Below are 16,405 nucleotides of genomic sequence, written 5' to 3'. Positions count from 1 at the left end.
AGTGTCGCACCCCTTCCGTACCGTGGAACCATGGCCCACTCACCGGACACGGAATCAACGGACCGGGACGCCCTGGACACGGACGCCGCCGACGAGCCGACCAGGCAATACCCTGCCGTGCCCGAGGCGACCGACGACACACCGGCCGCCGAGGCGCCGCGTCGCACCAGCGTGCTGGCGCGGGTGCTGATCTTCTTCGGCGTGGTGTTCGCCCTGATGGTGGCCGTCTGTCTGGGTCTGCGCGCGACGAACGTGCTGCCGTCCTTCGACAACCCGTTCGCCGACAAGGAGACCGACCGCAGCCAGCCGGTGCTGCTGCAGTCGATGCGCGACCTGAGTCGCTACGTCGCGGCCGACGGCACCTTCCAGGTCATCGTCGATCTCCAGCAGAACAAGGAGAACGTGCCGGACTTCCTGCTGAACCAGCGGACCCTGTTCGTCGGCTCGGGCACCGTCGAGGCCTACGTCGACTTCGGGTCGCTGACCGACGGCGCGCTCGTGGTGGACGAGGAGAAGAAGACCGTGCGGATCGAGCTGCCCGCACCCGAGCTGAGCCAGGCGTCGCTGGACATGAGCAAGAGCTATGTGGTGGCAGAGGAGCGGGGCCTGCTCAACCGCATCGGTGACGCGTTCCGCGACGATCCGAACCAGCAGCAGCGGGTCTATCAGGAGGCACAGAAGCGGATCACCGAGGCGGCGCGGAGCAGCGGGCTGGACGCCCGGGCCAGGGAGAACACCCAGAAGATGCTGGAGAGTCTCCTGGCCCGCCTCGGCTACACCTCGGTCACCGTCACCTTCGGCAATCCATGATCACCGAACCGGCTTCGCCACGTGGAAAGTTCACTCGTTGGGCATGATCAGCCACAGCACCAGGTAGATCACCACCTGGGGGCCGGGGAGCAGGCACGACAACACGAAGAGCAGGCGCACGATGTTGGGCGCCAGGCCGAACCGCCGGCCCAGGCCGGAGCAGACTCCGGCGATCCAGCGGTCGTTGCGCGGGCGGGACAGGTGATTCACGTCGGTCAACTCCTTGTTCGGGGCCTGTGAGGGGGACCGATACCCGCACACGGCGCGCTGTTAACCTGTGCCCGACTTGGTGCCCTAGCTTCCGCCGGATCACCATGCCGGCGGTGACGAGGAGGCAAGCGGTGATGCTCCGGTGAGTCTGGCCGTCCTCTGCGCCAGCACCGGGAACGCCCTCGATCGGACCGACGCCGCCGGGCTTGCCGACGATCTCACCGCCGCGTTGCGCGCCGCAGGCGCCACCACGGTCGAACGGGATCGCGGCGACGGCGACACGGCAGCCCTCATGAGCGACGTCGCCCGGCGGGCCCGCGAGACGGGCGAGTCCCTGTTGATCTGCGCCGACAACCTGGTGGCCCATCCCAGCCTGGTGCGGACGCTGGCCACCGAGCCGTCCGGTCGCACGGCCGCCCTGGTGGTCGCCGATCCGGATGGTGGGCTGCGGGAGGACCGTGGTCTGCTGGTGTCCGGGTCGGCCGGTGCCGGCGCCCGGTTCGCCGGTGCGTTGTGCGTGGCCCCCGGTGACCTCGCGGTGTTGGAGCGGATGCCGGCCGCCGCCCCCGGCCCTCCGGACACCCCGGATGCGGTGCTGGCGGCGCTGCTCGACGCCGGCGTGAGCCCGGTCGCCAGCCGCGTGCGCCTGCTGCATGCCGAGCGGGTGCATGCGCCCGGCGAGTTGGCGGCGGCGCGGGCGGTGGTGGCGACGGTGGACGAGGACGCCGCGCGGCTGCGCCTGGCGGTCAAGGAGAAGGACGACTTCTTCACCACGTACGCGGTGAGTAGCTGGTCGCCACACGTGACCAAATGGTGTGCCCGGTGGGGTCTGTCCCCGAGCCAGGTCACCGTGGTCTCCATCGGGTTCGCCGTGGCCGCGGCGGCGGCGTTCTGGCAGGCGTCCCGGCCGGCGATGATCCTCGGCGCGATCCTGCTCTACCTCGGTTTCGTGCTGGACTGCGTGGACGGGCAACTGGCCCGGTACAGCCGCCGCTTCGACGCCTTCGGCGGATGGCTGGACACCATGGCCGACCGGGCCAAGGAGTACGCGGTCTACGCCGGCTTGGCGGCGGGCGCGGAACGGATCGGGCTGCCGTACGCGTGGCCGCTGGCCATCACCGCGATGCTGCTGCAGACCGTGCGCCACATGACCGACGCGTGGTACGGCGCCCTGCACGACGAGGCGGCCACCCGGGCGAAGCCCGCGACCGCCGCGGCGGGCGGCGTCGGCGCCCGGCTCACCGCCGCGTCCAACCGCGTGCAGTCGGACAGCGGCTCGGCGGCGTACTGGCTGAAGCGGATCGTGGTGTTCCCCATCGGGGAACGCTGGGCGCTGCTGGCCGTGCTGGCCGCGTTGTTCGACGGGCGGGTGGCGCTGGCCGCGGTGGTGGTCTGCGGGCTGCTCGCGGCGGCATACACGCTGGCCCTGCGCTCGCTGCGGTCGATGTCGATGCGCGTCGGTGTGCTGCACACGGTCGACACGGCGCGGCACCGGGACGACGGGCTTGCGACGCGACGCCTGACGAGCCGCGCTCGGCTGCCACGACCGCTGCTGCTGTCCGCGTTCGCCGCCGTGGCCGCCCTCGCGCTGGTGGTCGCCCTGCTCGCCGGCGCGCTGGAGCACGGCGAAGCATGGGGTATCTGGATCTCCGGAGACGTCACCGTGCCGCTGGTGCTGCCGGGCGTCGCGGGCTGGCCGTTGCTCGTCGTCGGGCTGCTCACGCTGGCCGCGGGCCTGTCGGCAGGCGTTCGGCACGACGGTCCGCTGGACTGGCTGGTACCGGCCGCCCTGCGCGCGGCGGAGTACCTGCTCGTGGTGGCCGTTGCGCTGGTCGCCGCGGTGCCGCCGCCGGTGACGTTCCTCCTCCTCTTCACGTTGGCCCTGCGCCACTACGATGTGACGGCGCGGATGGAGAAGAGCGCGCCCGCGGCCGATGGTCGCGGCTCGGTTTTCGGCTGGGAGGGCCGTGTCGTCGTGCTCCTGATCTTTGCCATGCTGGGCCTGGCCACGCCGGGTGAGCTGCTCATGGCGGTCCTCGTCGGCGGTGCCTTCCTGCACGCCGCCGTCGCCGCACACCGTGCCGGTCCGGTCCGCCCGGCCGGTGCGACGGCGGCGCTGAGCGGGGCCGGTGGCCGATGACCGCGATCAGCATCGTGTTGCCGGTCTACAAGGTCCAGGCATACCTGCGTCAGTGCCTGGATTCGCTGCTCGGACAGTCGTTCACCGATTTCGAAGTGGTGGCGGTCGACGACTGCTCACCGGATTACAGCGGCGCGATTCTCGCCGAGTACGCGCAACGGGACTCGCGCGTGCGGGTCGTCACCATGCCGGAGAACGTCGGCCTCGGCCGCGCCCGCAACGCCGGGCTCGACGAGGCGGTCGGGGAGTACGTCTGGTTCCTGGACAGCGACGACTGGATGGCGCACGGCGCCCTCGCCGCCGTGGCGAACCGGTTGCGCGCCACCGAGGCCGACGTGCTGGTGGTGGGCTTTGACCGGGTGCACTGGGACGGTCGCGTGGTGGCCGGGTCGGCCGCCACGGTGCTGCCCGGCGCGCCGGAGACGTTCACCGCGCAGGAATGGCCGCGGATCGTCAACGTGCTGCATGTCGCCTGGAACAAGATCGTGCGCCGGGATCTGCTGACCAAGCTGGGGTTCCGGTTCGAGCAGGGCTGGTACGAGGACGTCTCGTTCACCTACCCGGTGCTCGTCGCGGCGAGCCGGATCAGTGGCCTGCCGCGCACGTGCGTGCACTATCGGCAGCGACGCTCAGGCGCGATCACGCGCACCATCGACGATCGGCACTTCGAGATCTTCGACCATTGGGCGCACGCGTTCGCACTGATCGACGAGTACTCGCCGGACCGCGCCGAAGCGCTGCGGCCTCCGCTGTTCCGCCGGATGATCTGGCATTACCTGATGGTGCTGCGCAACGCCAACCGGGTGCCGTACCGGTCCCGGCGCCGGTTCTTCGCGCGCATGCACGACGCATACCGACAGTTCGCGCCGCCCGGCGGGTATGACGAGCCGGACGGCGGGCAGGGCGTCCGACACCGGCTGGTGGGCCGCGGGTCGTACCGCCGATACCGCGCCTTCGATCTGAGCACCAAACTGCGCACCGATGCCCGGCGCACGGCGAAGCGGGCGGTGCGATACGGGCGCCGTACCCTCCGGCGCGTCGAGCACGGGCTGCTCCGCCTTTACTACCTCGCGCAGTTGCGGCGTCCGGTGGATCCGGATCTCGCGCTCTTCGCCGCGTACTGGTATCGCGGCGTGGCGTGCAATCCGGCTGCGGTCGCGGCCAAGGCCGAGGAACTGGTGCCCGGGATGCGTCGCGTCTGGGTGGTCTCCCGGTCGCGTGTCCGCGCTCTGCCGCCGGGCACCGACTACGTGGTGGCCGGTACGCGCCAGTACTACCGCGCCGTCGCCCGCGCCCGGTGGATGGTGAACAACGTCAACTGGCCGCAGTGGCTGCGCAAGCGGCCGGGGACCATGCACGTGATGACGCATCACGGCACGCCGCTGAAGAAGATGGGCTTGGATCAGCTCGACCACTCGGCCGGCCGGCGGAGCGCCGATCTGGTCGCGCAGATGCAGCGGGCCGATCGGTGGGACTTCAGCGTCACCGCGAACGCGCATACCACCGTCGCCTGGGAGCGGGCCTACCCGTGCGGCTACCGGACGCTCGAAGTCGGTTATCCACGCAACGACCGCCTGGCGACCGCCGCCCCGGACGAATCCGTGCGGATCCGCGACGAGCTGGGTCTGGACCAGCGGATGCGGGTGGTGCTCTACGCGCCGACGCACCGGGACTGGCGCGCCGTCGACGACCCGCTGCTCGACGTCGATCACCTGGCCGAGCGGCTCGGTCCGGACACCGTGTTGCTGGTCCGGGCGCACTACTTCCACGTGCCCGCGGGTGGGCTCTCGTCGCCGCCGGGGCACGGGCGGATCGTCGACGTCTCGGCGCATCCGGCGGTGGAGGATCTCTACCTCGCCGCGGACCTGCTGATCACCGACTACTCGTCGGCGATGTTCGACTATGCGGTCCTCGACCGGCCGGTGGTCATCTATGCCCCGGACTGGCCGGTCTACCGGGAGCTGCGCGGCGTCTACTTCGACCTGATGGAGACCCCGCCGGGGGCGGTGGCCACCACGGAAGGCGAGCTGATCGACATTCTGTCCAGCGGTGCGTACGCCTCGGACGCGGCCACCTCCGCGCGTACGGCGTTCCGCGCGCGCTTCTGCTATCTCGACGACGGCGGGGCCGCCGAGCGTGTGGTCCGTCGGGTGTTCCTGAACGAAACGGCAAGCGATCGCAGCGGCAAGTAACCGCGACGTCACTGTCGGCAAATGGAACGTTTACCCGATGGCTAAGCGTCGATGGGTACGACGACAGTAAGCGACGATCGCGGACCGTCGTGGGGCCCGGATCGCCGCAGCTCGCCGGGCAGGAGGTCGGACGGTGTCCACCGTCGCTATCAAGGACGTCACCAAGATCTGGCCGGACGGGACGACTGCGGTCGACCGGGTGAGCGTCGACGTCAACGACGGCGAGTTCATGGTGCTGCTCGGGCCTTCCGGCTGCGGCAAGTCGACGATCCTGCGCATGATCGCCGGCTTGGAGGACCCGACGAGTGGGGACATTCTACTCAATGGCGAACCGGTGCTCAATCTGGCGCCGCGGGATCGCAGCATCGCCATGGTGTTCCAGGACTTCGCGCTCTACCCGCACATGACGGTCGGCGAGAACATCGGCTTCCCGCTCAAACTCTCCGGCGTCGACTCCTCGCCGCGCGGGGAGCGGGTCGGCGACGTGGCCAGCGCCCTCGGCATCGGGGACGTGCTGGCGCGCAAGCCCGCCCAGCTCTCCGGTGGCCAGCGCCAGCGGGTGGCCATGGGCCGGGCCATCGTCCGCCGGCCGGGCCTCTTCCTGATGGACGAGCCGCTGTCCAACCTGGACAGCGGGCTGCGCGCGGAGTTGCGCGCGGAGATCACCGGCCTGACCCGCGAGCTGGGCGTCACCACCATGTACGTCACGCACGATCAGGCCGAGGCGCTGACCATGGCGGACCGGGTCGCGATCCTCCGCAAGGGGGTGTTGCAGGACGTGGGCACGCCGACCGAGGTGTACGGGCGGCCGGCCACGCTCTATGTGGCCGCCTTCCTCGGCGCGCCCCGGATGAACCTGCTGGAGGCCAGCGTCTACGTCCACCTCGATCGGTACATCGCGCTCAATCTCGGTGAGCAGGCGCTCTATCTGCCGTGGGACGACATCCGTGCCCGGGCGGTCGCGCACTATCACGGCGAGCGCATCGTCGTCGGCATGCGTGCCGAGGCGCTCACCCCGGTCGCGCCGGACGCCCCGGGCGACGTGCTGCACGGGCGCATCCGCTACTTGGAACATCACGGCCACGAGTCGTTGGCCTTCCTGGACATCGGGGCGACCGCCATCGTGGTCGACGAGATGGGCGGAGCGGTGCATGACGCCGCTGAGGGTGGCGCGCTACGCCGCTTCGGTGGTGCGCTGCAACGCCTGACCGGGCGAGCGGAGCGTGGCGGCACCGGCACGAAGGTGCGCCACGGGCGTGATCCGGAGCGGACCAGCGTGCTGAGCGACCCGGGCCGACACCACCGTCGACCGGCCGAACTCGCGGTGCGCCTCGCGCCGTACCCGGCCGTCTCGCCCGGTCATCCGCTGGCGATCTCGGTGCGGATGGACGCCTTGCACTTCTTCGACGAGCGCGGCGACCGGATCGACGTCGGCTGGCGGTAAGCCCTTTCGCATAGACCACCGTTGACACGGTGGCTTATCGTGCGTGGACGTCGGTGCGATGGCGTATCGACGGTGACGTTCCGGCGTGACGAGCGGGTGCTGCGTCTCGGCGCTTGTCACGTCGGCGACGTCTCGACGCGAAAGGGTGATATGGCATGGCCAACGCATCCGGGCTTCTGGTGATCGAGCGGATCCTGCGTGACCGTCAGGGCGTGTGGCAACAAGTCGTCGAAGACCGAGCGCTGGGCCGACTGACCGGCCACATGCTGATGAGCTCCGTGGTCGCCCTCGCCTGCTACGGAGCGGTGCTCGGTTCGTTCCACAGCGTACTGATGGCCCTCACCTCAGCGGTCAAGCTGCCCCTGCTGTTCCTGGTCACCCTCGCCATCTGCCTGCCCACGCTCTACCTCTTCAACCTGGTGTTCGGGGCACGGCTCTCGGTGCGCCAGTCCCTCGCGCTGGTCATGGTCGCGCTGACGGTGACCGCGATGCTCGCCCTGGCGTTCGCCCCGATCAGCCTGTTCTTTCTGATCACGGCGCCGGATTACGGGTTCTTCAAGCTGCTCAACGTGGCCATCCTGGCGTTGTCCGCACTGGTCGGCCTGCGGTTCCTGACCGACGGCATGCGCGTGCTCAACCAGCACGGCCTGCTGGCACCGGGCCGAGCCGGACACGTCGCGCCGGTGTCGCCCGCAGTCCCGGCGCGGGTGCCCGCGGCGGTGGGCGCGACCGACGCACACGGGCCGGCGGCGGCGCAGCCCGTCGCCGCGACCTCGGCGGACGGCTCGGCTCCGCAGGCGCGGCCGATGTCCCCGATCGGCGCACCGCGCCCCCACTCGCCGGCGACCCCGCCGAGCATGACCCTGCTGCACGTCTGGATCCTGCTCTTCGGGTTCGTGGGCACACAGTTGGCGTGGACCCTGCGGCCCTTCTTCGGCAGTCCGGACAAGCCGTTCGGCCTGTACCGGGACATCGGTGGCAACTTCTACGCGGAGATCCTCCGGACGATCGCACACCTCTTTTGAGACGCCCGGAGATGGCCGCCGGATCGGCAACTGCTGTCCAAGATCGACGGTGCGCGAGGGGTTTGTATCGAAAGTCGCAACATACCGGCGACTGCCGCTTCCGGGCGGTTACGCGTAGGCTGCTGGGCGGTGGACGAGACATACGGTCCGCAGCGGGGCCTTGAATCGCTGCGTACGGCTGCGGCCGGGGAGCCAGCGGTGACCGCCCTCCCCGGCGACGATGATGCGGTCCTGTTCGATCGCGTCTTCGGGCGTGAGGAGATCACGGTGGTCCGGCACGAGGTGCAGGCGCGCCTGGGCCCGTCCGGTCTCACCGCCGATCAACTGCATGGTCTGGTGCTGGCGGTGAATGAGGTCATCACCAACGTGGTGCTGCACGCGGGTGGCACCGGCCGCCTTCGGCTGTGGCGCACGCCGGACTCGGTGTGGTGCGCGGTCACCGACTCCGGGCCGGGCATTCCGCGGCATTTCCTCCAGCAGCCGGAGGTGCCGGAGGCATTCGAGGTCGGCGGCCGAGGCATCTGGCTGGCGTACCAATTGTGCGACGACGTCACGGTGGCGACCGGTCCGATCGGCACGACGGTGGGGCTGCGCATCGCCCTGCCCGCCGCTCACGGCGCGTCTGACCAGGTCAGCGGCCCCGCGAAGGGCGAATGAAACCTCGGGGAATCGCTGGTGAAACGGAGTGTGCCGGTTAGGGCATGTGACAGGCCCGAGGCGTCTACCCTATGCCAGTGTTCGGTCTACCTCCTCATGTGACGGCCCTCCTCTTCGATCTCGACGGCGTGCTCACGCAGACAGCGTTGGTGCATAACGCCGCGTGGAAACAGACGTTCGACGAATTTCTGCGCGACTGGTCCGCGCGACACGAGCAGCCATTCGTGCCGTTCGATTCCGGGAGTGACTACCACCGGTACGTTGATGGACGGCCCCGCGCCGACGGCGTGCGGACCTTTCTCGCATCCCGGGACATCACGCTGCCCGACGGGTCGCCCGACGACGGCCCGGACGCGGAAACGGTGAACGGCGTCGGCAACCGCAAGAACGCGCTCGTCCTTCAGAAGATCAAGGAGGGCGCCGTCCAGGTCTATCCGGGCTCCGTGGACTACCTGCGTGCGGCTGCCTCGGCCGGGCTGCGGCGTGCCGTGGTGTCGGCGAGCGCCAACTGCAAGGACGTTCTGGAGGCCGCCGGAATCGCGGATCTGATAGAGGCACGCGTAGACGGAGTCACCGCCCGTGAGCGAAACTTGCCGGGGAAGCCGCAACCCGACACCTTCCTGTACGGCGCGCAGCTTCTGGACACCCCACCCGAGAACTGCGCAGTCTTTGAAGATGCCCAGGCCGGCGTCGCGGCCGGACGGGCGGGGGAGTTCGGCATCGTGGTCGGCGTGGACCGCGTGGGTCAAGCAGATGCGCTCCTGGAGCACGGCGCGAACATCGTCGTCCAGGATCTGTCCGAACTCCTGACGCGATGACGTCGTAATCCGTCTCAGACTTCACTTCTTTCTACTTGTTTCGAGAGGCACCACCGTGATCCGTGAACGGGCTTACCCCGTCGACCCGTGGCACATCCGCGAGACCCGCCTGGACCTGAATCTGCTGGCCCAGTCCGAGTCGGTCTTCGCGCTGGCGAACGGGCACATCGGGGTACGCGGCAACTTGGACGAGGGCGAGCCGCACGGCCTCCCCGGCACTTACCTGAACTCGTTCTACGAGTTGCGTCCGCTGCCCTACGCCGAGGCCGGCTATGGCTTCCCCGAGTCCGGCCAGACCATGGTCAATGTGACAAACGCCAAGCTCATGCGCCTGCTGGTGGACGACGAACCCTTCGACGTCCGGTACGGCGAACTCCGCTCCCACGAGCGGGTGCTGGATCTGCGGGCGGGTCTGCTGGAACGTACCGCCGAATGGGTGTCGCCGTCCGGCCAGGCCATCCGCATCCGCACCGTCCGGCTGGTCTCGTTCACCCAGCGGGCGGTGATCGCGATCATGTACGAGGTCGAGCCGCTGGAGCAGAGCGCCCGGCTGATCCTGCAGTCCGAACTGGTGGCCAACGAGCAACTGCCGCCGACCAGCAAGGATCCGCGAGTGGCGGCGGTGCTGGACAGCCCGTTGCAGGCCGAAGAGATGCTGGAGCAGCGCACCGGCGGTCTGCTGGTGCACCGCACGAAGGCCAGCGACCTGCGGATGGCCGCGGCCATGGAGCACCTGGTGGACGCGCCGGGCAAGCACGCCATCACCACCGAGGGGCACCCCGACTGGTTGCGGACGACCGTGGCCTGCAAGTTGGAGCCGGGGCAGAAGCTGCGGGTGGTCAAGCTCGCCGCGTACGGCTGGTCCAGTCACCGGTCCCTGCCGGCGGTGCGTGACCAGGTCGGCGGCGCCCTGGCGAGTGCCCGGCTGGACGGCTGGGACGGGCTCGTGGAGGCGCAGCGGGAGTACCTGGACACCTTCTGGGATCACTCCGACGTCCAGGTCGAGGGTGACCCGGAGGTGCAGCAGGCGGTCCGGTTCGGGCTGTTCCACACGTTGCAGGCGGGTGCGCGCGCCGAGCAGCGGCCGATCGGGTCGAAGGGCCTGAGCGGGCCGGGATATGACGGCCACACCTTCTGGGACGCGGAGACGTTCGTGCTGCCCGCGCTGACCTACACCCAGCCGGCCGCGGCGGCGGATGTGCTGCGGTGGCGGCATTCGACATTGGACTTGGCCCGGGAGCGGGCGCAGACGCTGGGCCTGCAGGGCGCCGCGTTCCCGTGGCGCACCATCCGGGGTCAGGAATGTTCGGCGTACTGGCCGGCCGGCACCGCGGGATTCCACATCGGCGCGGACATCGCGGACGCGGTACGCCGGTACGTGTCGGCCACCGGCGACGACGACTTCGAGCGGGACTTCGGGCTGGAGTTGCTGGTCGAGACCGCCCGCCTGTGGCGGTCGCTGGGCCACCACGACCGGCACGGCCGTTTCCACATCGACGGGGTGACCGGCCCGGACGAGTACACCGCGGTGGTGGACGACAACATCTACACCAACCTGATGGCGCAGCAGAACATGTACGCCGCGGTGGAGTCGGCGAAGCGTCACCCGGAGATGGCCCGCCGGCTGGGCGTCGACGACGAGGAGATGGCGTCGTGGCGGGACGCGGCCGCGGCGGTGCACATCCCGTACGACCGAGAACTGGGCGTGCACCAGCAGTCTCAGGGCTTCACCCGGCTGCAGGAGTGGGACTTCGACAACACGCCGCCGGAGGCGTACCCGCTGCTGCTCAACTACCCGTACTTCGACCTGTACCGCAAGCAGGTGGTGAAGCAGGCCGACCTGGTCATGGCGATGTATGTCCGGGGTGACGCGTTCACACCGGAGGAGAAGGCGCGCAACTTCGCCTACTACGACGCCCGGACCGTGCGGGACTCGTCGCTGTCCGCATGCATCCAGGCGGTGATCGCCGCCGAGGTGGGCTTTGTGGAGCTGGCCCACGACTATCTCGGCGAGGCCGCGCTGATGGATCTGCACGACCTGCACCGCAACGCCCGGGACGGGGTGCATGTGGCGTCGCTGGCGGGTTCCTGGATCGCGCTTGTCGCCGGTCTCGGCGGGATGCGGGACTACAACGGCGAGTTGTCCTTCGCGCCGCGCCTGCCCAGCCGGATCAACCGGCTGGAGTTCTCCCTGCTGTGGCGGGGTCTGCGGTTGCGGGTCGAGGTGAACGCCGGCGAGGTCACCTACTCGCTCCGTAACGGCGGCGGGTCGGCCCGCCTGCAGTTGCGGCACCACGGCAAGGAGGTCGAGGTGTCGCAGGTGAAGCCGGTGACCGTGGCGATTCCGCCGCCCGTGCCGACCGGTCCGGCGCCGACGCAGCCCGCGGGGCGGGCTCCGGTGCGCCGCGCTACAAATGTCTAGGACCGTGTGACGTGACGAGGCCCCGCCCGGGTCGACCCGGGCGGGGCCTCGTCACGTCGAGCGAGTGATCAGAGCATCGAGATGTGCACGTGGTCGATGTGCGCGCTGACGCCGTGGTAAGTCTTCCAGCCGCTGGCCGGGAACCAGATCATCCGGTTCCAGATGACGTAAAGGATGCCGAGCCGGTCCGCATTGCGCACCGCGAACGCCATCAGGTTGTTGCCGTACTGGAAGGTGTCGTCGTTGTGGAACGGCGCGAAACCGCTCTTCTGCAGCGACCAGTCGCAGGCGCGGCCCTTCGGATGCTCGAACGGACCGCCGTTGCGGTGGCAGCCGGCGAAGCGATTGAAACCCGCCTTGCGTACCTCTTTGTACATGTGCAGTGTGCGCTTAGTGACGCAGCCGCTGGTGGTGGGATCGTCCTGGGTGCACGCTTCCGGGGAGAAACCGCCGCTGGAATTGCGTGGGGCGGGGTCGGCCACCGGTGACTTGGCCAACACGAATCCCTTGGTGACCGTCTTGCCGCCGACCAACGCGAAGGCCTTGTCGGCCTCTTCCTTCTGCTTGGCCATCGCCGAGTAGTTCTGCTTCTGCGCCTTGACCTCGGCGTCCAAGCGGGCCTTGCTGGCCTGCACCTCGTCGATCGCCGCGTTGAGCTGCCGCAGCTTCCCGTCGTTGAGGGAGTTGATCTCCTCCAGCGAGATGGCGCGGTGCAGGAATGCGGTGGTGCTGCCGCTGTCCAGCAGGAAGCTCATGGTGGACACGCCGCCGGTGCGGTATTGCTGGTTGGCCACGGCGCTGACCTGGGGGATCAGCGCGTCGCGGCGGGCTTCCGCGTTTTTCACCTGCACCGACAGGGCGAGCTGCGCCTTGGTCGACTTGGCGACCGCGTCCTTGGCCGTTTGGTAACGCCGGCCGGTCGCTTCGAGTACGTCGTTGAGCAGGGTGTCTTCGTCGCCCTCGTCCGCGGTCTTGTCCTCGTCGGACTTTTTCGACTTGTCGTCCGAGCTGCTGGACGAGCTGCCCGGCTCGGCACTCGCCGAGGATGCCGGCGCGATCGTCATCGTCGCAGCGACCAGCGGGGTCAGGGCCCAGATGAGCCACCCGCGGGGGCGTGCCGTCATGCATAGTCCTTCCGGTTGTCCGCCGACCGGGTTAGCTGACGGGTTCGGGACGGAAGCGATCCCTACCGCGTAGTGCGGATTCACCCCACAAACCTGGTTCCCCGGCTCGCCTCGCGGCGATTGGGCGGTGGTCAGCCGGCACATCGGGGGCGTGCCTTCCTTGGCCTGACCGGCGGCCAGCTTACCTGAGAAACGGCGTACATCCAGGACGGCGAACGCGTGGCAATGGCGTTATCGGATAGCGACTCTCCGTGATATCCCCCGTAACCCACATCAATGTGAGTCGTTTCCTTCTCCTTGCCCCTCGGCCACATTACGGATGGTGTTCTCGAAGTTGCATTGAGTGCGACACCTGTCGATTCCCGAATTCCTCGGTAGTCTCTGTCACGGTCTCATCACGAGACCGCCGCCTAATCGCCCACAGCGAGCCGGGGACCCAGGTTCCTCAGGGGTGAATCCGCCTTCCCGGCGGTAGGGATCGCTTCCGTCCCGAACCCGTCAGCTAACCCGGTCGGCGGCCGACGGAAGGAAGGCACGTGCACGACCATCCTGTCCGCCGTCGCTGGGCGGCGGCACTCGCTTTCATGGTGATGGTGAGCGGCCTCGCCGTCGCCGCGGCCGCACCGGCATCCGCCGCGCCGGGCGACACCGGAGACGATGGAGAAGGCGGCTCCAAGACGCTGATTCAGCAGCTCGCCGCCGCCTCGAAGGGATATGTCGAGGCCAAGGAGGCGCTCGAACGGTCGAAGAAGCGCCAGTCGGAACTGGCCGCCAAGCTCAAGGAGTTGGACGGCGAGATCGGGCCGCGCCAGGCGGCGCTCGACGAGATCGTCCGGCGGACATACCAGACCGGTCGGCTCGGGGCGGTCAGCGCACTGATCACCGGCACCGGCTCCGGCGGTCTGCTGGACCGGGCGGAGACGCTGGAGAAGGTCGCGGTCAAGCAGGACACCGCGGTCAAGGAGCTGATCGGCACACGGGAGGAGCAGGCCCGCGCCAAGACGGCCATCGACGGCGAGATCAAGGACCAGCAGAAGCAGGTCACCGTCATGGCTAAGCGCAAGAATCAGGCGGAGGACGCGATCAAGGCGGCCAACGCGCGCGCGGCGGCAGCGGAGGCGGCGGCCCGTCGTCGGAGCAACTCCTCCAGTAGCAGTTCTTCCGGTGGTGGCAGTTCGTCCGGCGGTGGCAGCAGCAGCGGCAGCGCCAAGGCGGCCGCGGCGCCGCGCAACTCCGACGGGTCGCTACCCGCCGAGGGGTGCACCGTGAACGACCCCACCACCAGCGGGTGCATCACCCCGCGCATGCTTCATGCCCTGCAGGAAGCCAAGAAGGCCGGGTTCAATCACTATGTGGCCTGCTTCCGGCACCAGAACAGCGGGGAACACCCCAAGGGCAGGGCGTGCGACTTCGCGGCGGACAAGAACGGGTTCGGCGGCGTCGCCACCGGCAGCAGCAAGACGTACGGGAACCGGCTGGCGAACTTCTTCATCAGCAACTCCGGCCGCCTGGGTGTGCTCTACGTGATCTGGTTCCGGCGCATCTGGCTGCCCAGCAGTGGCTGGAAGTCCTACTCGGGGGCGCACGGCGACCCGTCCAGCAACCACGAGAACCATGTGCATCTGTCGGTGCGCTGAGGTCGCCCGCAGGAGTGCGGGGCCTGCTACTTACGCATGAAGGCCTCGTACTCCTTGAGCACCTCCTCGGTCGGTCCGTCGCCGCGGATCGTTCCGGACTCCAGCCAGATGCACCGCTCGCAGGTGTCCCGGATGGACTGCTCGCTGTGGCTGACCAGGAACACCGTGCCGGCTTCCGCGCGCAGGTCGCGGACCCGCTGCTCGCTGCGCCGCCGGAACTTGGCGTCGCCGGTGGCCAGCGCCTCGTCGATGAGCAGCACATCGTGCTTCTTGGCCGCCGCGATGGAGAAGCGCAGCCGGGCCGACATGCCGGAGGAGTAGGTCCGCATCGGCAGCGAGCTGAAATCGCCGCGGTCGTTGATGCCGGAGAACTTGATGATGTCGTCGGTCTGCGCCCGCACCTCGGCCGGGGACATGCCCATGGCCAGGCAGCCGAGCACCACGTTGCGCTCGCCGGACAGGTCATTCATCAGCGCCGCGTTGACGCCCAGCAGGGACGGTTGCCCGGCGGCGTAGATCGCGCCCCGTTCCACCGGGAGCAGGCCGGCGATGGCACGCAGCAGCGTCGACTTGCCGGAACCGTTGCTGCCGATCAGCCCGATCGCCTCACCCCGGTACGCCGCGAAGCTGACGCCCTTGACGGCGTGCACCTCGCGGACGGCGGACGGGCGCTTGCCGGTGATGATCCGCTTGAAGCTGGCCAGCGGGGTGTTCGACGCCGACGTGTTCGAGCCGTAGACCCGGTAGACCACGTGCGCGTCGTCCGCGATCACCGTCGGCACTTCGCTGTCAGCCACGGCCGTACCCCTTCTCTCCGCGCCAGAAGTAGACGTAACCGCTGACCCCGACGACGATCGCCCAGACCACTGCCTCGATCCAGAGCCGCGTCGGGGTGCCGGCCAACGGCACGTCCTCCATCAGCGCATGGCGCATCAGCTCGATGAAGACAAGCAGCGGGTTCGCCTCCACGAGGGTGAGCTTCCAGCCGTGCAGCGCATCGGTGAAGCGGGTCACCGGGTAGAGCACCGCCGAGCCGTACATCCAGAACCGCATGACGAACGGCACCAGTTGTTTCAGGTCGGTGATCTTGGCACCCAGGCGGGCGGCGCCGAGTGCCAGCCCCGCGTTGAACATCGCCTGGAGCAGCAGGATCGGAATGATCAGCAGCCACTCCACGGTGATCGGCTCGCCGTCGAACAGCACGATGGCGATCAGCACGACCATCGAGGCCAGCACGTTGCGCACCTCGACGAGGGTGACCGAGATGGGCAGGCTGGCGCGCGGGAAATGCAGCGCCCGGATCAGTCCCATGTTTCCGGTGATCGCCTGGATGCCGGCCTGCACGGTGTTCTGGGTGAACCCGTAGATGAAGACGCCGGTGCACAGGTAGGCGATGAAGTTGTCGATGCCGCCCCGGGTGCCCAGAATCACCCCGAAGATGACGTAGTAGACGGCGGCGTTGATCAGCGGGGTGAGCACTTGCCAGACCATGCCGAGCCGGGTCTTGCCCAGTGCGGAGGTCACCCGGGCGTTCGCATACGCCGCGATGAAGTGCCGGTAGGACCATAGCTGCCGGGTGTAATTGGGCAGGCTGGGCAGCGCCCCGGCCGAGCTCAAGCCGTGCCGCCGTGCCAGCTCCCGAAGTGACTTCTTCGTGCCGGTATCGGCTACCGCCGTCTGGGCCATGAAGTGGCGCTCCGATCTGGTAGGCCCCGCGGGACCCTCAACTTGCGCGTCAACACAGTAATCAGTCGTTGCCGATGAAACGGCATCGTATCGACGTGAGAATGAGAGTATCCGGCGGCACGGCGGAACGCAACCGTTACGTCGTAGCGGTATAGTGCCCCGGTGGGCACACCGAAACCGGCCTCGAACCAGCTCCCGTTACCGAGCCTGGCGACGCCCGAACGGACACCGGCACCCAAG

General features: G+C 68.9%; 13 protein-coding genes and 2 riboswitches. Of the genes, 9 read left to right on the top strand and 4 right to left on the bottom strand.

The window, feature by feature from the left end:
• Positions 1-30 precede the first annotated feature (30 nt).
• Positions 31-810 (top strand): DUF4230 domain-containing protein, encoded by a 780-nt coding sequence (locus IEY73_RS17855; protein WP_189080363.1) that lies wholly within the window; start codon positions 31-33, stop codon positions 808-810.
• Positions 811-840: 30 nt separating this feature from the next.
• Here the strand turns inward: IEY73_RS17855 and IEY73_RS17850 are convergent, their stop codons facing one another.
• Positions 841-1,020, bottom strand: a complete 180-nt coding sequence (locus tag IEY73_RS17850; protein ID WP_189080362.1) for a PspC domain-containing protein — start codon at positions 1,018-1,020, stop codon at positions 841-843.
• Between the two features lie 142 nt (positions 1,021-1,162).
• Here IEY73_RS17850 and IEY73_RS17845 point away from each other — a divergent pair, with 142 nt between their 5' ends.
• The 7 genes from IEY73_RS17845 (at position 1,163) to IEY73_RS17815 (ending at position 11,718) form a co-directional block, all read left to right on the top strand.
• Entirely contained in the window at positions 1,163-3,160 is a 1,998-nt protein-coding gene (locus IEY73_RS17845; protein WP_189080361.1) for a DUF5941 domain-containing protein, read from the top strand.
• Complete coding sequence (locus tag IEY73_RS17840; protein WP_189080360.1) at positions 3,157-5,352, top strand: bifunctional glycosyltransferase/CDP-glycerol:glycerophosphate glycerophosphotransferase; 2,196 nt, start codon at positions 3,157-3,159, stop codon at positions 5,350-5,352. The genes IEY73_RS17845 and IEY73_RS17840 overlap by 4 nt, the downstream gene beginning before the upstream one ends.
• A gap of 133 nt (positions 5,353-5,485) precedes the next feature.
• On the top strand, positions 5,486-6,796 hold the full coding sequence (locus IEY73_RS17835) for an ABC transporter ATP-binding protein (protein WP_189080359.1): 1,311 nt from the start codon (positions 5,486-5,488) through the stop codon (positions 6,794-6,796).
• A 155-nt stretch (positions 6,797-6,951) separates the two neighbouring features.
• A complete protein-coding gene (locus tag IEY73_RS17830; protein ID WP_189080358.1) occupies positions 6,952-7,821 on the top strand; it encodes a hypothetical protein in 870 nt (289 codons plus the stop codon).
• Between the two features lie 129 nt (positions 7,822-7,950).
• Entirely contained in the window at positions 7,951-8,478 is a 528-nt protein-coding gene (locus IEY73_RS17825) for an ATP-binding protein (protein WP_229715922.1), read from the top strand.
• Between the two features lie 77 nt (positions 8,479-8,555).
• Positions 8,556-9,296: an HAD family hydrolase gene (locus IEY73_RS17820; protein ID WP_189080357.1), complete on the top strand. Its 741-nt coding sequence runs from the start codon at positions 8,556-8,558 to the stop codon at positions 9,294-9,296.
• A 55-nt stretch (positions 9,297-9,351) separates the two neighbouring features.
• Positions 9,352-11,718: a glycoside hydrolase family 65 protein gene (locus IEY73_RS17815; RefSeq protein WP_189080356.1), complete on the top strand. Its 2,367-nt coding sequence runs from the start codon at positions 9,352-9,354 to the stop codon at positions 11,716-11,718.
• Positions 11,719-11,786: 68 nt separating this feature from the next.
• Here IEY73_RS17815 and IEY73_RS17810 read toward each other — a convergent pair whose 3' ends face one another.
• Positions 11,787-12,842 carry a coiled-coil domain-containing protein gene (locus tag IEY73_RS17810; protein WP_189080355.1) on the bottom strand — a complete coding sequence of 352 codons (1,056 nt, stop codon included), beginning with the start codon at positions 12,840-12,842 and terminating at the stop codon, positions 11,787-11,789.
• A gap of 3 nt (positions 12,843-12,845) precedes the next feature.
• Positions 12,846-12,979: riboswitch (cyclic di-AMP (ydaO/yuaA leader) on the bottom strand.
• A gap of 260 nt (positions 12,980-13,239) precedes the next feature.
• Positions 13,240-13,375, top strand: a riboswitch (cyclic di-AMP (ydaO/yuaA leader).
• Between the two features lie 51 nt (positions 13,376-13,426).
• On the opposite strand from IEY73_RS17810, the gene IEY73_RS17805 reads away from it, so the two are divergent.
• On the top strand, positions 13,427-14,479 hold the full coding sequence (locus IEY73_RS17805) for a coiled-coil domain-containing protein (RefSeq protein ID WP_189080409.1): 1,053 nt from the start codon (positions 13,427-13,429) through the stop codon (positions 14,477-14,479).
• Between the two features lie 26 nt (positions 14,480-14,505).
• Here IEY73_RS17805 and IEY73_RS17800 read toward each other — a convergent pair whose 3' ends face one another.
• Positions 14,506-15,276, bottom strand: coding sequence for an ABC transporter ATP-binding protein (locus tag IEY73_RS17800; protein ID WP_189080354.1), 771 nt, complete (start codon positions 15,274-15,276; stop codon positions 14,506-14,508).
• Positions 15,269-16,165 (bottom strand): ABC transporter permease, encoded by an 897-nt coding sequence (locus IEY73_RS17795; RefSeq protein ID WP_189080353.1) that lies wholly within the window; start codon positions 16,163-16,165, stop codon positions 15,269-15,271. The genes IEY73_RS17800 and IEY73_RS17795 overlap by 8 nt, the downstream gene beginning before the upstream one ends.
• Between the last annotated feature and the right edge of the window lie 240 nt (positions 16,166-16,405).

The sequence above is a fragment of the Mangrovihabitans endophyticus genome, from assembly GCF_014646155.1.
In the GTDB taxonomy this organism is placed as follows: domain Bacteria; phylum Actinomycetota; class Actinomycetes; order Mycobacteriales; family Micromonosporaceae; genus Actinoplanes; species Actinoplanes endophyticus.
The sequence above is the reverse complement of the archived record's forward strand: the minus strand, read 5'-3'. Positions and strand labels throughout refer to the sequence as shown.

What these genes read in the sequence shown, in the direction of transcription:
- IEY73_RS17810 (WP_189080355.1), bottom strand. Translation starts at nt 12,842, where the DNA reads ATGACGGCACGCCCCCGCGGGTGGCTCATCTGGGCCCTGACCCCGCTG.
- IEY73_RS17830 (WP_189080358.1), top strand. Translation starts at nt 6,952, where the DNA reads ATGGCCAACGCATCCGGGCTTCTGGTGATCGAGCGGATCCTGCGTGAC.
- IEY73_RS17855 (WP_189080363.1), top strand. Translation starts at nt 31, where the DNA reads ATGGCCCACTCACCGGACACGGAATCAACGGACCGGGACGCCCTGGAC.
- IEY73_RS17795 (WP_189080353.1), bottom strand. Translation starts at nt 16,165, where the DNA reads ATGGCCCAGACGGCGGTAGCCGATACCGGCACGAAGAAGTCACTTCGG.
- IEY73_RS17805 (WP_189080409.1), top strand. Translation starts at nt 13,427, where the DNA reads ATGGTGATGGTGAGCGGCCTCGCCGTCGCCGCGGCCGCACCGGCATCC.
- IEY73_RS17840 (WP_189080360.1), top strand. Translation starts at nt 3,157, where the DNA reads ATGACCGCGATCAGCATCGTGTTGCCGGTCTACAAGGTCCAGGCATAC.